This window comes from Flavobacterium sp. FlaQc-48, from assembly GCF_044007335.1.
Classification (GTDB): Bacteria; Bacteroidota; Bacteroidia; order Flavobacteriales; family Flavobacteriaceae; genus Flavobacterium.
Map to the genome: position 1 here is coordinate 18,564 of NZ_JBIPCR010000028.1, position 16,486 is coordinate 35,049.

The 16,486-nt window shown below is 37.0% G+C and carries 5 protein-coding genes; all 5 read left to right on the top strand.

Annotated features, from left to right (window positions below):
- Positions 1-183 precede the first annotated feature (183 nt).
- The 5 genes from ACHRWY_RS26465 (at position 184) to ACHRWY_RS26485 (ending at position 16,424) form a co-directional block, all read left to right on the top strand.
- Positions 184-4,035, top strand: coding sequence for a hypothetical protein (locus ACHRWY_RS26465; RefSeq protein ID WP_395358836.1), 3,852 nt, complete (start codon positions 184-186; stop codon positions 4,033-4,035).
- A 113-nt stretch (positions 4,036-4,148) separates the two neighbouring features.
- A complete protein-coding gene (locus ACHRWY_RS26470; RefSeq protein WP_395358840.1) occupies positions 4,149-4,739 on the top strand; it encodes a hypothetical protein in 591 nt (196 codons plus the stop codon).
- A gap of 37 nt (positions 4,740-4,776) precedes the next feature.
- On the top strand, positions 4,777-15,441 hold the full coding sequence (locus ACHRWY_RS26475; protein ID WP_395358842.1) for a thrombospondin type 3 repeat-containing protein: 10,665 nt from the start codon (positions 4,777-4,779) through the stop codon (positions 15,439-15,441).
- 4 nt (positions 15,442-15,445) lie between these two features.
- Positions 15,446-15,901, top strand: a complete 456-nt coding sequence (locus tag ACHRWY_RS26480) for a hypothetical protein (RefSeq protein ID WP_395358844.1) — start codon at positions 15,446-15,448, stop codon at positions 15,899-15,901.
- Between the two features lie 73 nt (positions 15,902-15,974).
- Positions 15,975-16,424, top strand: a complete 450-nt coding sequence (locus tag ACHRWY_RS26485) for a hypothetical protein (RefSeq protein ID WP_395358846.1) — start codon at positions 15,975-15,977, stop codon at positions 16,422-16,424.
- The last annotated feature ends 62 nt before the right edge of the window (positions 16,425-16,486 follow it).

Genomic DNA, 16,486 nt, shown 5'->3' on the forward strand with positions numbered 1-16,486 from the left:
ATTGTTTTGAGCTCACTGTATTAAAGTTTAGTTCTAACCCTAAAGACAGGGTTCTGAAAACTAGTATAAAATGGTTTGCAGCATTTGTGAGTTGCTCCATTTTTATAAGAGAACAGATCGAATTAGTGGGCGATCACCAAAAAATAAAATTAAAGAATATTAAACCTGGTAAAAGAATTAATTATGGTAAACGGTTTTAAAATCAATAAATACTGGGGCCTTACTTTTTGTATGTTACTATGTTCTGTGCATTCCATTTTTTCTCAGGAAGTTTCAGATGCCGAAATGGGGTTGAATGTAAAACAACTAACAGAGCAGCTAAAAAAAAGAGGGCTCCCTGATGAAGCGATAGATTGGGAAATAATTTTTGCCAGGAAACAATATAAAGAAAGATACCTGGAGATGAAAAAAATCAGGGAATCTTTAGTGCAAAAGACAGAAGCAGAACAAAAAACAGACTCCTTCCTGATTTCAGATCAGGAAATTGGTTTTGATGCAGCGAGAGAAACACTTTTATTAAAAGAACGCGGTATAACCAATTCCGCTGACCTTAATCGTGAGATAGAACGCATGCGCGAAATGTATAACGCGCAATACCTGGACATGAAAAAGAGCCAGGAAGAAATTTTGCAAAAAATACAGCCCAGACAGCTCCTGAAAGCAACTGCCAGTGTCACGGATATATCCCAGAGTGAAAAAGAGGCATTAAAAGCATTGTATGACAGTGCAAACGGCCCTAAATGGAAATACAATACCGGCTGGGATTTTTCGACTCCGGTTGCGTCCTGGAACAGCACAACACAAACCGGATGGTATGGAGTCACGGTGACCAACGGACAGGTTACCTCTTTGGCTTTACACAAGAATTATTTAAATGGCTTTATCCCCTCAGAAATAGGACAATTAAAATACTTAAAAATACTAAACTTATCATTTAATGAATTAAGTGGGAATATACCCGAAGAAACAGGACAACTAATCAATGTCGAAATGCTGTCCCTGAATTCAAATAAATTAAACGGAGCGATACCTCAAAATATTTACAATTTAAAAGCACTTACTAAATTAACAATAGACAACAACTCACTTAGCGGGATCATCTCGCAGGAGATAAACAAACTGACCAATCTGGGGTATATATACGCAGCGCAAAATCAGCTTAGCGGAGAAATTCCGTCAAAAATAGGGGAACTTCAAAAATTAGTCTATATAGATTTAACAAACAACCAGTTAACAGGTTCGATACCTCATGAGATCGGGCAACTCAGGAATTTGACTACTTTATATTTAAGCTATAATAAATTGACGGGCACAGTCCCATCTGATATAGGATTGCTGAAAAAAGCAAAAATAATAGCATTAGATAATAACCAATTGAGCAGCAGTATTCCTGTCGAAATTAGAAATTTATCGCTTAACGAGCTATACTTACAAAACAATTTATTTGAAGGTGTATTGCCCAATTTGCAAATAGCAAATGTATTGGACATCAGATTTAATAAGTTTCGATTTATTGATCTTTTATCATATGAAAAAAAGACATCTGCTAGTTTCCTGATTGCTCCTCAGGCTAAAACAGATACTGCAGAAACAATTACCTCCGGAATTGGGGAAAAGGCAACCCTGACCATGTGCGAAGATGGCAGGTTTGCAGCGGCTGATACCTATCAGTGGTTTAAAAACGGAACTGCCATTAGCGGAGCAATTAACAGATTGTATACAATTACAAATTTAAAAGCTGCGGATGGCGGAGTGTATAGCTGTAAAGCGTATCAAAGCAGCAACCCTGATCTGTCTTCTTTAGTATTAGAGAGAGAACCAATTACATTCAATCCGGTTACATGTGCATCAATAGCGGGGGAAATCAAATCACCTTCGGAGAAATTTTATACCAGTATTGAAAGTACATTTATATTTGAAGCTGTCGCAGCTAACCTGACCTATACCTGGTCTGTTGCTACAGTTGCGGGAGAGGTCCTGAATTCTCCCGGTGCAAATACGAAAGGATTGTATGCCTGCAAATTTGCAGCAGAAGGAGATTATATCGTTAGCTTAATCGTTACAGATGCCACAGGATGTTCGACTACATTTACAAAAAATATTAAGGCAATCGATAAACATTGTGCCAAAGAAGCTATTCGTTTTACATTTGAAACCGCAGGCACAACTACAAATCTAAAGTATATATGGACCAGTACCAATGCTGCCAATGTAGTAGTAAACACCCTAACCAATAAGACCGGGCAATATGTTTTTACACCGGAACTTGCCGGTGAATATGTAATAAAACTAACGACAGATGGGGGACAGAATTGCGAAACATTATTTGATAAAAAGATCAATGTAGAAAACTGTATTCCTTACGCCTCTTGCACCAAAACCAACAACCTTACGCCTGAAATACATCGTATATTTATCACACTGATTAATAAATTAGCAAGTACGCCGAGTGGTGCTGATGTAAATGTCTATGCAAAAAAAGAAATAGCGGCTTTATCTCCCTATACAAACGATTCAAAAGCAAAAATTTACAATTTTATTAATACAAGTACAGAACTGGGTTTTTCTTTTTCGGAAGCCTCTGTTGGAAAAGATGTCCAATTACCTAAATCGCCTTCTGGGTCAATTGTTGCGATTGACTTAAGTAACTATGATAATGCGGTTACAAAAATTACTGTTGCAACCCGTTTTAGTGATGGTTCAGGTAATTCAAACGGATACGTTCGAAATATCGATTTTTGCCCAAAAGAATTATCATGCGTATCTCATGCAGCACTCGTAATAGATGAATCGGGATCTGTTAGTGCAACAGAAGCCAATAAAATAAAAAAACAATTAAAGGCATTTGTTTTACAGCAAGCCCTGACAAATGACGCTATTGGATCTAATATCTATGTTTCATTAACCGGAATGTCGGATAGTGATGAAAATACACGTACCGATTTTATTAAACCCACTAAAGTAACCAATACACCGGCAAGCTTAAATCAGTTCAATAAATGGATTGATGATTTAGGAAAAAGAAAAGGAACCGGTATAAGTGCTTCCTCTGATTATTGGAGAAGTGGTCTCGAAGGTTCACTAAGTTATACCATGAAACCCAATATTGTTATCATGGTAACAGATGGCTGTCAGACTGCTGATGTAGCAGGGCTCAAACAAACCATGAAAAGATTCAATAATGCTCCGGGAAGCGACCCCAATTTACCGCATTTATATGTGGTAGGAATTGAAAAAGGATTTTATGTAGATGAAAATTTCTACACAAATAAAGTGTCAGATCCTAACAATCCGGACATTCTGACCAACACTGTCACGACCTATCTGGCTAAGTCTTTAAAATACCTGCTAGATTTTCCGGAAACCCAATTCCCAAAATCAGATATCAATCAATTCGATTTGGCAACTTACTACGGGCATGATGATTTTAACTTATTAGCGTCTGATGAAACTTATTTTTCAGACAAACTGATCGACGCTAATTTAGTTTGCGGCACACCATCGATAAAAGATTTTTGCGATGATTGTCTTTCTTTTAAGCCGGAGCCCGGTCAGGAATATGTGTTAAGTGCCTGGGTAAAAGAAGAACTATTAACTCAGGTCAAAACCTATGAAAATCCAGTTGTAAAAATTGTTTTTTATAATAATAAAGAAGCTTTGGATATTCCTGCACAAAAAATTGATTCTTTATCGGTAAAAGCTTCCGGAAACATTATTGATGGCTGGCAACGTGTGGTTAAAAAATTCAGGATACCAGCCAATACGATTACTATAGGTATCCTGCTGGAAAACAATAGCCAGAGTATTCCAGTGTATTTTGATGATATCAGGATTCATCCGTTACAAGGCAGTGTGAAATCATTTGTATACGACCCCGAAACATTCAGGCTTATGTCTGAGCTGGATGAAAATAATTACAGTACTTTTTATGAGTATGATCATGAAGGAGGTTTGGTTCGTGTGAAAAAAGAAACTGAAAAAGGGATCAAAACCATTCAGGAAACTCGCTCAGGAAGTTTTATAAATACAAATTAATAGCTGGCATGTTTTACAAAAAAATAATATATATATGGGCCATCTTCAATTGTTGCTGGGGCCATACGCAGAGCGTAAGTGAGGTTTTTCAAAAGTTAGGAAAACAATATAGTATGGCAAAACCTTTACAATACCGGTCGAACTACGCATTATATAAAGATTTTGATTCAAAAAAAATCGAAGAAAGTTATATGGGTACCTTTTATAAAAATGAACTCAATGAGGTGTACATGAAAATTGGAGACAGCGAAATCCTCAATTCAAAAAAAGTGTTTCTGAAAATTAACCATGCTGAAAAAGCAATTCAGATTTTAGACCCTGTCGTCAATTATTTTGGTGATTTTGATATGAAACCACTACTTGACTTGTGTACAATCGCGAAGTTTCTGGATTATAAATCCTACTGGGAAATAACGATGGTGGCAAAACCTTATTCGAGCCTTCCGTATTCAAAAATTGTAGTACAGATTACAAAGAATTATTTTTTGCAGAAACAAATCTTTTATTACAATACTGCAGTCAATTTCTCTAAGGATTACCGAAGCCCCGATGCTCATTATCCGCGATTAGAAGTGACCAATACCAATTACAGCAGAAATCCGGTTAAGGCTTCTCTTTTTAGCAGCAGTACTTATTTTACGACATCAGGCAAAAAACAAATTGTTTTGTCCGGAAAGTTAAAAAAATATGAAATAATCGATTAAGCGGCATTTTCAATAAATAAAATAAAAAAATAGAGATATGTATAGTAACAAGTATTTAATAGCAGTTGTATTTACACTGTTTTCATGGGTTACGTTCAGTCAGCAAGAGGAGTTTTCAGGAGATAAAAAACAAGGAACCCAATTAAACGGGCAGCCAACATTGCGTATTGCTGATCCTAAATTTGCGGATTTAAATAAACGAAATGTTTTTGCTTCTGTTAATCCGGTGGTATCAATTCATTTTGGATTTAATGATAATCCGACTGATGTAGCGGCTTACAGCAATGTGTATTATAGCGAAATTACACTCAGGATTACGCCCTATGATACGGCCGGAAAGATAGTAACCACCTATGAGGACAGTAAGAAGAAACAAACAAAATACCCAAATCCTTTTTTGGTAACCTTAAAGATCAAACATGACAATGTTACCAAAGGAGATCGTCTGGATGATTATGCAGTATACCAATTACCCGGCATTCACAAAGCCGATGTAAAAGTAGAATCTGTAAAGTACTATAATTCCGGTAATGCGATTATAACGGTACCTGATGCTCCGGTTTATTTAGAATTAAAATTCACTGCCGATCGTTATTATAATATGCAGTTAAGCGCTACAGAATCTACATCAGTATTTCCTGTATCTCATAAACTTATAAAATACAACGGAACAAACAAAGTACAAGTAGCTAAGGTTAGTGACAAAGCCGAAGAATTCGTTATCAACTGGACAAAGGACTCCCGTTCTCCTGCTGTAGAATATGAACTTGAATGGACCTGGATAGACAATTACAATACAAGCGGCGGAAAATTAGCACCAAATCTAATTGCTTTAAACGAACAGGATTTTAGGTTAAACAGCACACGAATTCAAACCACAAATACTACTTATAGAATTCCACTGGTATATTCTAAAGGATATTTGGTTTATCGTATAAGACCCGTTGGTCGATTTCTGGATGATATTTCTAAGAACTTTTACGGAATCTGGTCTTCCGGTTTAACAGATTCTTTTAAACAGCTTAGCGAATGGCCTCATTTTATCGAAATCGATCAGGCACATGAATCAGGGCAAAAAAACTGGCAATATCAGGCTTCTTTTGCCGAAGATGGAAAGAAAAAAGAAATAGTAAGTTATTTTGACGGGAGTTTGCGTAATCGTCAGACCGTAACCAAAATAAATTCTAATAATAAAGCCATTGTGGGCGAAGTAATCTATGACAATCAGGGCAGGGCTGCGATTGAAGTTTTACCCACTCCTGTAGAGGCTTCCGGGATTCGTTTTTATAATGATTTAAATAAAAATGCAAACAATTCAATTTATACGCATAATGATTTTGACTGGGATAATCCCACCGTTCCGGATTGTACTCCTGTGCCGGGTGCAGGAATGTCCAGTAGTGCGGGTGCAGGTAAATATTATTCTTCAAATAATTTGCCTCAGCAGAATTACCAGGATTTAGTTCCGGACGCTAAAGGATTTCCTTTTTCTCAAATAGAATATACCCCGGATAATACAGGCAGAATTAAAAGAAAAGGCGGTGTAGGATCAGCGCATCAAATAGGTATGGGCCATGAAATGCAATATTTTTACGGGCAGCCCAAACAAGAAGAACTCAACCGGCTTTTTGGGTACAAAGTAGGTGATTTTGCGCATTACAAAAAAAATATTGTGGTAGATCCTAACAAACAGGTCAGTGTGAGCTACCTTGATCCGCAAGGAAGAACAGTTGCAACCGCTCTCGCAGGAGATAATAACGGGAACCTGGTTTCTTTAGACGACGAAAGCAATACAAGCTTGCATCAGATAACCACTACAGATTTAGTGTCAAACAACGATAAATATGCATCTGGAAGTAATGGGATAAATGAAGATGGGATTCGATTGACTACACCCGTTTCGATCCTAAAAGAAGGAGAAGTTAAATTTGAATATACACTAAATAAAACAGCAGCTTCTTATACAGATGAATGTTTAAACGGAAAACATTACCCTTTTGTCTACGACTGGGCCATAAGCATGACGGATGATTGTGCCTCACAATTGTTGACAGGATCTGATCCGTTAACTTCAAAAATAGGAGTGTTTAATCTGAACTCTTTTAATTCAAGTACTTTAAGTATTGCAAAAAGAGAATATAAAGGACAATATTCAGGTAATTTTTTAAAAACAGGTTCGTATCCTTTAACTAAAGATCTTAAGCTCAATCAGGACGCATTAAACCAATATGCCGATGATTATATTGCCGAATTGATAAAAAATAAAAAATGCCTGCCTGATTTAGCTGCTTTAGAAGCAGATACCGCTTTTGAGGATTGTAATGTAACCTGCAGGAGCTGCGAAGAATCATTAGTTTGCGATAACCTCACTCCCGCAGCATGTGAAGCATTCAAATTAAAACTTTCAGCGGATGAGTCTGCTCTTGGAAATACAGTTGTCAGGGAATCTTCTGTCGTTGCTGCCGAAAAAGAATATGTCCTTAAAAATCTGAATGCTTTTTTTGCAACGACAACATTCAGTTATAACGGTTCGCAATTTATTGCGCCGGGTATAAATCAAAACGACATACTTGCTAAAGTAACCGCTTTTAAATTTGAATTTAGAGGATTGTTATCCGGATGCAGGGAACTATGTAAGCAGCCTATTAATGTGTGTAATCTCAATTTAGACATGTTGTTGGGAGATGTGAGTCCGCACGGGCAGTATGGGGCTGTAGAAGGTTTAGAAACGGAAGAGGACAATGAAAATGATAACCAAAACCAGGTCATAGACCCGTTAAGCCTTTTTAATGACAACAATCAATTATTTTATGGCGGTTATACTATAAAAACAGAAATGAATCCGGAGACTAATAAGCCCGAAGAAATAAAAGTATCTAATTACAGCTGGAGAAATCCTTATGGCGGATCTTATAAAGAAGAAGATGGAACTATTGCTGCAATTAGGGTAGAACTTACAGGAGAGGGAATTTATAAACCAGCTTTAACAGAAAATGCGATTGTAGTTCAGGACCCCAATAGTGATGATCCCAATGTGTTTTTGGTACAGCCAAAATATTTACGTTATGTAGCTGATTTTATCCCATTATGGAAACCAGGCTGGGCAAATGCATTACTACAATATCATCCTGAATACCAGTATTATGTATACAATGTTGCATTCTGCAATACATTTAATGACGATGGGGATAATTCTGATGGATTCGATGAAAAAATAACAAACACCGACTATTTTGATGCCGAAACCCAAAAAGTAGCTGACAATACCGTCTTTGCATCAAACGGAATCATCTCTAAACTTCTTAATGTTGAGGCGAAAACTAAAGATAGCGATCCCTATTACAGTTATAAAAACAGCATAGAATCAGAAGCCGATTATGTACTGCGCAAAGATTTAATGAAAGAAGCCTTAACTGCTAATTTTGATGGTATGGCTTTGGCAAATGGCAAAAAATTAAATATGCTGCAGGCAGCGTATTATTTTGCGGTGTATACGAATGGTATTGCACCACAATCTGAATATGAAACTTTTATCAACAAATCAAACACCCTATTGTTAAGTGATATCAATAGTATGAGTGATCACCTTTTAAAACAAAGAATATGGGCCAATTTCAGAACAAATTATACAGCTCTTAAACAAAAAACACGTACAGTTTTTTCTCATATTTATGCGGCCAAAAACAACAATTACAACGATTGTATCGGGAATACTGAAAGCTCGGATACGTTTGTGAGTATCTTCAAAAAATACAATACAACAGGTACCCCAAATAATTTTGCAAGACTGACGGCCTTAATAAATACAATTCCTCAAACCCCGGTAGTACCCGTTACAACTCCGGCAAGTGCAGGTATTGAGTTGGCATGTTCAGCTGCAACTGTTGCTTTATACCAAAGTAAAGAAAAAAGGTTTGTCCCGGCTGATTTTAGTTTTGACGCCTCCCTTACCGATGAGGAAATTCTTGCCCAAACAAAAAAAACGGTCGAAAAGGCGATGTATCTTGAAACGGGAAAATGCCCAAGGGCAAACGACTTAGAAAATTTTCTAAAAGGATTACTGGATACTACTATTCAAAGTCAGGGGCTGTTGGTTGAGGGTTTAAAAACCACAAGTATGCCATTCTTAACCAGAGAATTGTTCGACGCCCAAATCAACCCGGACTTTAATTTAGAAACCGCTACAGAAACGCCTAAAATAAAAGCCACACAAGATGCGGCAGGAAACCTGAATATTGGTTTTATTTATCGAAACAATGCTATTGCAACCCCTATACAATTAACATTTACAAACAGCAAAACCAATTACAAAAATCCTTGTGGTACAAGTGTGCCAGCCCCAAAATGGGAAGACATCATAGGGTTCAAAAACCTTTATGCCTTACCGGAATACAATTCGGTCACTAAAGTCTATAAATTCCAGATTTTGGCAATCGTAAAAAGAAAAAATGGCACCAATACTTGCACAACTCCCGAAGAAGTGATTATCGAAGGCACAACCAAAGCGGCCATTAACGGCTGTACAGAGCTGGCAGTACCGGTATGCGATAAAAAAGAGCAATTCAATACCGCTTTTAGAAACCTGGTATTTCACCTGCAGGCCAGCGGCACAATAAAAAGTACCGATCTGAATATCTCTGCTGAGCCTGTTTTTACAGGAAGTTATCTTAATACCTATTTTGGGATCAAACCGGGTGATGTCGTAAAATGGAAAAATAATAGTGAGGGTATTGCCATTACTGTTAATGATACTAAACGTATGGTAATAGATTTAGGAGGTTATAGCCTGGGAACAGATCGTATCAGCAACATTTTTCTGGACAATGTGCAGGAAGACCGTTACCATAGGGTAAAAATAACCTTGCGAAAAACTTTTTTCAACAGACAGGTTCTCGCTAAAGTAACATCCGGAAACACTAATAGACCTCTTTATTTTAGATGTTGCGATCCGTGCGGCGAGTGGGATTATAATGGGAACGGTTCTGGAGATAGTTGCGATGAATTAGTTCCCCCTATTGTCAATGCGTGCGCATATAATCCGGACGAAGAATTTAGTTATGAAACGAATTTAAAGGATGCGCTTAATGAGGCTATTGCTAACAATTTGTACAGCGGTAATATAGAGGAAACTTTTAGTAATTCCTTGACTGTAAAAATGGCTTATTTAGTCACAAAATCAAATTTAGGAAAACGTATAGAATCAGAAAGAACTTATCTCCAAAATCAAATTGAAGATCACATATATAAGTATAATGAGCCGGTAAAGTGTTCTAAATTTAGCATTAATCATTATTTTGAAAATGGGTTTATTATTAGGTATTTTTCAGAAAAACTTATCTCGCAATTTTTCATCCACATATCGATACCAAATTCTAAGTCAGTACATACTATAAATTCAATCGATTTTATAGATGATTATAAAACTGCAAAGATAAATTATACAACTCAGGATAACTTAACCCTTGAAACTGTTACTGCTATACGTACTAACACTTTTCTTGGAGAAGATGCAGAAGCTAGTGGCAGTAGTTTGTGTCAGTTTTTATCTCAGGACTACAATCTGCCACAAAGAAGTCTGGTTAAGAATCTTAGTAGTAATGTTCAAATTAGTACTAATCAAGGTGGTATTTTGCCATTTAATGCAACACAGTCAGGTTCTTTGTCGCAAACAGTTTTATCGCCATGTGACACCTTTTGCATCCCGCCAACTGTTGCTCCGGTAGTATGCGGTGATAAATGGAATGAGTTTAAAACAAGTGTAAAAACAAAAGTACCGGATTATGTCATTCCGGCAAATCTGGCAACAGATGGAAATTATTTCTGCGAGGCCAATTTTGGGTATATCAGTACAGATTATCTGGCGTATTTAACGAAGCTTCAAATCGCAACAGTGCAGAACCCGCTTTTTATTACCATTGCAGAGTTTGGTGCTGCCAAATTAAGATATGGTAACCTGAAAACTCCGGAGGCTATTACGGCTTATGCTACTTATGTGGACGGGCAAAAAACAGCTAAAACCGAAGAATTAAAAACATGGATAGTATTTGCTGACGAGTATGTCATCAATAATAAAATTTGTGCCCCGGCAGTTATGGTACCGCGATTTAGTCTGGAAATACCAATAACCAAAACACAATCTCCTTGTGAGTTATATGCCAAGACCGTAAAAGAATCTAACAAACAGCAAATAGAAGCCGCTTTTTATGCCAATAAAAAAGAAGCCTTCAAACAAGGATATCTGAAAGCATCTCTCGAAGGATTGACCGAGACATTAACTCAGACTTCCCGGGACAAAGAATACCAATATACCCTGTATTATTATGATCAGGCAGGAAATTTAATCCAGACCGTTCCGCCGGAAGGAGTAAAAAGATTAACACCGGCTTCTAATGAGACTATAAAAACAGTAAGAGAAAACAGTCCTGAAAAAGAGGATTTAACTCCTGTTAATAGTATTGCAGTAGTCCCGGCACATAATATGCAAACCCAGTACCGTTACAATTCATTAAACCAATTGGTATGGCAAAAAACACCCGATGGCGATGTAAGCCGTTTTGCATACGATGCCCTAGGAAGAATTGTGGCCTCTCAAAATGCAAATCAGCTAAAAGCAAAGTCTCTTTTTAGCTATACGAGATATGATGGCTTAGGAAGGATCATTGAAGCAGGACAGTTTGAAACGAAAACAGAGGTAGCCATATCGATCAATGACAACGGAAGACTTATTTTTACCAGCACCAAGGCGCTGGTGCCTGTTGATGCGGTTTTAGATCTTTACCCCTACAATCTCGGGGCTTCTTTTAAGCAGGTCACCAAAACACTATATGATGTTCCGGTAGACGGTACCAAAGACTGGTTTACGACCTACAGTACAGATAATTGCCATAAACGAGTAACCGCAGTAGTGTATTACGATCAGTTAACAGCAGAAATTACAGACATAAAAGCATACGATAAGTATAATAATGCAATACTATACGATTATGATGTACACGGAAACGTAAAAGAACTGATACATCATACCAACAATAATGACAAACTCAACCAACTGAATCAGGACCGCACAAAAGTGGTTTACGATTATGATTTAATTAGTGGCAATGTAAATAGAGTAACCTATCAGCCCGAGAGTGCCAGCGATCAATTCATACACCGTTATGAATACGATGCTGATAACAGGATACAGCAAGTATACACCAGTAAGGATAATGTGATCTGGGAAAAAGAGGCCAATTATCTGTATTACGAGCACGGTCCATTGGCACGTGTAGAGATTGGTGATAAAAAAGTACAGGCCTTAGATTACATTTATACGCTGCAGGGCTGGTTAAAAGGAGTAAATGGGGAAAGGCTCGGCACACAATATGATGCGGGCAAAGACGGATTAAATGTGGCGCAGGACGCCTTTGGGTTTGCCTTAAATTATTACAAAGGCGACTATCAATCCCGATTTAATATGAGAGACAACACTATATTCAGTTTTAGTAAAGGAGCAAATCTAGAAAAAGAGTCCAGCCTTTATAATGGTAATATAAAAGAAATGGTAACCTCATTGCTCGATATTCAGCAAAAACCTATTGCCACACAGTTTAATTATTATAAATACGATCAGCTCAACAGGATTAAGGAGATGACCTCTCAAGCTGTTTCGTACAATCAAAATTTAAGTACCAATGCACCTGCAAGCGGGTATCAATCTAATTACAGTTATGACCGAAACGGAAACTTAACTAAACTTAATCGTTGGGCACCTTTGTCTACAGGCGTTATCACGCTTATGGACCAGCTTACTTATACTTATACCACAGGAAAAAACAAATTGAGACATGTAAACGATGCAGTTCCTAATAATGTATTTACCAATGGAGCTGCTAATGATACCTCGCTTGATATTGATAACCAAACTGCCGATAATTATGGATATGATGATATTGGGCAATTAATTAGTGATAAACAAGAAGGACTAAAAATAGATTGGCGCATAGACGGAAAAGTAAATAGGGTTACCAAAAATAATGGTACGATAATAAGTTTTGAATACGATGGTCTGGGCAATCGAACTGCCAAAACCGTAACCAACGGATCAGATGTTACTACAACTTATTACCAGCGTGACGCTCAGGGCAACGTATTGGCTACTTACGAACTGGTAAAACAAGGTGCAACAACAAAGTATTACCTGACAGAACACGATATATACGGCAGCAGTCGTTTAGGGGTCGAACGCGGAAGAAAAGAAATTGCGGCCAGTCTTGTGCAAAGTGCCCTCAGGTCCGGAAATCTGTTGGCGGCGGGACAGCCTGCAGCCCTCACGGCTGTAGAAACGATTAAAGACCAATTTGGTTTAAAACTCACGGACAAAGCCAGAGCAGCCTGGACAGGAAAACCGGAAACCAGTATCAATTTATTTGATAATTCGCAAACAAAAACAGAATCTATAGTAGTAAATACCCATTTTAAAATTGATACAGAAAATAAAGGGACTAATCTTGTGGCTGCCCTGCATGGAGTTTATGAAGAAGGAGGAAATTCATGGTCCGGAGACGGAACTAATTCATACCTGAGTTCAGTTTTAATCTCTGTCAGGAAAACAGATAAGGGCTACATACCGGTAGTTACATTGCAAAAATACCGCAGAGGACATAACAGTTATAAAAATGGGGATGGAAACAGACGTTATAGCTTTAGGAGTTATGTATCAACGACCGATTATGAAATTGTTTCACCTGCTATCCCGGAAGATGAATGGGATTTAAAAGCTGAAATAAAAAGCAGTCAATATTCTAATGAATATGGTGTTAACATTACCCTAAATGGTAATGAATATAAAACTAGTGCTAAGTTAATCCAGGGTCATAATGGTGTTGAGAATAAAGGGATGAGGAGCGATTCCGGGGATCTGCACATTATATTGCCCAAAAATTCTATAGGGTATACCTCTATTACCCATCGTCCGGGTGAAGTCAAGAGTTACAATGCCCTTAAGGCAGAGATATGCGACTTGGGCTATACCATAGATAACGGTCAGGAACCGGAGGATATCAAAACCAATTATTTTGGTTTTGATGAAGGAAAAGGTACGGCAACTACTTCTACAACAGGTGAAAAAGCGACATTAAGGAGTGATATTTTTTCGCAAAGTTATTGTGGCAAAAGAGCTGATGATAGCGATGGCGACGGACTTTTAGACATTAATGACAATTGCCCTTATGTATTTAACCCATTGCAGGAAGACACTGATAAAGACGGAAGAGGCGATGCCTGTGATAATTGTAAATATATTCCTAACTTTGACCAGCTTGACAGCGATGGCGATGGGGTAGGAGACAGTTGCGATAATTGCAAATTCACCGCAAATTTTGACCAGATCGATACAGATGGTGATGGTGTGGGCGATGTATGCGATAATTGCCCTACGATCCCTAACCCATTGCAGGAAGACGCTAATGCTAATGGTGTAGGTGATGTTTGCGAAGGACTGGCTCAAGGCGAAGGAAAAGCAACTATAGTTGGAGCGCCTATTACAGCTTACCGTTTTGTTGGAGACAAACAATACGAATTATCGAATCATTTAGGTAATGTGCTTTCGGTTGTTAGTGATAGAAAACTCCTTGACGGAAATACGTTCTATCCGGACGTTCTTAGTTATTCTGATTATTATCCTTTTGGTATGCAAGTTCCAACTAGACATGGACAAAGCGATAGCTATCGTTATGGCTTCCAAGGACAGGAAATGGATAATGAGCTGAAAGGCGAAGGAAACAGCTTAAACTACACCTTTAGGATGCATGACCCGAGGATTGGTAGGTTCTTTGCTATCGACCCGCTGGCTTCAAAATATCCTTGGAACTCTTCTTATGCGTTTTCTGAGAATAGAGTAATGGACGGTATCGAACTTGAAGGTGCTGAACATTTGAACATGCATGTTTATAGAGTTTTCAAAGGAGCGGGAGGTAAATACGAAATGCTTCAACAACGTAGTTATACCCAACATAACTATGGAGATTGGACTGGAACTAAAAGCCAAAATCAATATAACATATACGGAACTGATGGAATGGTGAGTGCAATATTCACTGGAGATAATGCTCATCTAAAAATGACAAGAGCTGGTGTTGTAATCGGTAAAACTCATGATATTGGTACTGTCGCTCATTTAAAAAAGGCAGCAAATTGGTATGCTAAGTCAAATTCTAGAGAGGCAAAAAACTTTAGGGAAACAACAAGAAATGTTGCAGTCGCAGCTTCTTCAATTGTGGCTGCTCCATTAATATTAGAGGGAGGTGCTGCTATTTTAGCAGAGCAAACTTTTAGTGTTTCATTAGCTAAAACAGGAATTAGTGCACTTGCACAATATTCTGTGAATAGCGATGATAATATTAACGTTTTAGGAGCAGTCGCAGATGGTTTTTTAACGACTGGAGCTAGTGCCATAATAGGTGCAGCATTTGAAGTAAACGTGAATAAAAAAGGTTTTAATGCAAGAACAGTACTTAATGGTGAAAAAAGTTTTTCTGATTTTGCTGTAGAAACATCTTCTTCTTATTTCTTTGGTAAAAAAAATGGCTCTTTCGGTAATGTAATTGATGGCTCAGATTTACCTAGTAACGTACTTAAAGAATCCAGTAAATTGCTTTATGAAGTTCCTGCTCAGTTTGCAAATTATGGGGCACAAAATGGAATTAAAGAAAATTTAAAATAGTACTATGAAACAATTAAACATCTTAAAAAATAAGTTTTTTCAAAATAGTTTGTTATTAATAATTTTGGCTTTGGCTTTTTATTTTGTCTATTATAAGCGATGGGAAGAACAGGACGCTTCGTTAAAAAAAGCTGTATATGTTAGAGTAAAAATTAATGACATAAATACTTCAATGAGAGGAGGTCCATATTTTTATTATAAATATAAAATTAATAATGTTTTATTTGAAGATTCACAAACTATTGCTAACACAACAATGGTAAAAGAATCAAAAGAAAAAATCAAAAGTAACTTAGGAAAATATTTTTATCTAAAGGTTTCAAAGGACAAACCTAATTATAATGATTTATTACTTGAATATAGTGTTATTGATACAACCTTGATACAACCTAAGCAAGGCTGGAAAGAGTTACCAGAAAAAATTAACTCAGGATATATAAGGAAAGACTTGTTCGATTAACTTCAGCCACTGCTCAGTTTGCAAATTATGGAGCACAAAATGAAATTAAAGACAAAGTAAATAATTAAAAGAGATGCTGAATTTTTTTAAAAGTAAAATTATACCAAACATCTTTGGAATAATAATTTTAATAAGTGCTTTTGTTTATATGTACTTAACTTCAAAAGAAAGAGAGAAGGCTTTAACAAATGTTGTATATGTTAGGGTAAAGATTAAAAACGTTGAATTAGGGAACAAAGGAGGTCCTTGTTTCTTCTTTGATTATTACTTAAACGATAAATTATATGAAGGTAATTATACAGTAGCCAATGAAAATGAATTATCTAAAACTAAAAGATTAAGAGAGTTTAAAGCTGATTATTTTTATATAGAAGTTTCAAAGGATAAACCAAAATATAATCAATTATTAATTAACTATAGCGTGAAAGATACAACCTTGGTACAACCTAAAAGTGGCTGGAAAGAACTTCCCGAAAAAATAGCATCAAAATATAAAAAACAATATAGAGAACCTTTTTGGTAACCCTCTGCTGGCTTGAGCATTAGGTAACACAGTCGCTAGCGCGATGCCTCTGGTTCGTGCCC

Excerpts from the sequence above, each read along its gene's own strand:
- ACHRWY_RS26465 (WP_395358836.1), top strand. The coding sequence starts at position 184 with ATGGTAAACGGTTTTAAAATCAATAAATACTGGGGCCTTACTTTTTGT.
- ACHRWY_RS26470 (WP_395358840.1), top strand. The coding sequence starts at position 4,149 with ATGGCAAAACCTTTACAATACCGGTCGAACTACGCATTATATAAAGAT.
- ACHRWY_RS26475 (WP_395358842.1), top strand. The coding sequence starts at position 4,777 with ATGTATAGTAACAAGTATTTAATAGCAGTTGTATTTACACTGTTTTCA.
- ACHRWY_RS26480 (WP_395358844.1), top strand. The coding sequence starts at position 15,446 with ATGAAACAATTAAACATCTTAAAAAATAAGTTTTTTCAAAATAGTTTG.
- ACHRWY_RS26485 (WP_395358846.1), top strand. The coding sequence starts at position 15,975 with ATGCTGAATTTTTTTAAAAGTAAAATTATACCAAACATCTTTGGAATA.